Genomic DNA, 794 nt, shown 5'->3' with positions numbered 1-794 from the left:
CCTGAAAACATTGGCGGCATGCTTGGAAAGCATGGGCGTGAAAACCGTATTTGATGCGTGGCAAAACCATCCGTCCGCGCCGTTTTTACTGCCTTTGTGTGCATGGGATTATGCCGCCGAACCCGAAGCCTTCCGCCAATGGCTGGAACAAGCCGAGCGGGCGGGGCAGCGTTTTATCAATCCGCCCGAGCTGATGGCTTGGAATATGGAAAAGACTTATTTGTGTGATTTAGCAGAACGCGGCGCGCAAGTGATTCCCAGCGTGTTCGTTCCGCCGCAAAAAGCTGAATTGTCCGACATCCTGAACCAACAAGGATGGCCGAACGCGGTCATCAAGCCTGCATTCGGGCAGAGCGGCAAAGGCGTGGTCAAAGTTTGTGCGGAGGAATTGGACGTGGATATGGTGGATTATCCGCAAGGTATGATTGTTCAACCGTATATCCGCGAAATCGAAACGGTGGGTGAAACCTCGCTGGTGTTTTTCAACGGCATATTCAGCCATGCCGTACGCCGTCAGCCGCCGCAAGGCGAATGGCGCGCCAACTCGGCCTATGGTGTGTCGGTGTTCGGTATTGAGCCACCCGAGTTTGCCATCAGTGCCGCACAAGACGTACTGGCCGCTTTGCCGCAAATGCCGGTTTACGCCCGAGTGGACGGTACATTGGTCGGCGATACCTTCCTGCTCAATGAATTGGAACTCATCGAGCCAGCCCTGTATTTGCACACCAGCGAAGGCGCGACAGAACGCTTTGCCCGACTGTTGGCGCAGTTACTTGGGCAACATTCATCAACCT

1 protein-coding gene is annotated in these 794 nt (G+C 54.9%); it reads left to right on the top strand.

What is annotated here, in order from left to right; genetic code table 11:
• Position 1: 1 nt before the first annotated feature.
• On the top strand, positions 2–794 hold a 793-nt coding region (locus ACTHUM_RS16075; protein ID WP_440403431.1), incomplete at its 3' end, for an ATP-grasp domain-containing protein.

This window comes from Neisseria sp. P0021.S006 (assembly GCF_051956895.1).
This window is presented reverse-complemented; position numbering and strand designations above follow the sequence as displayed.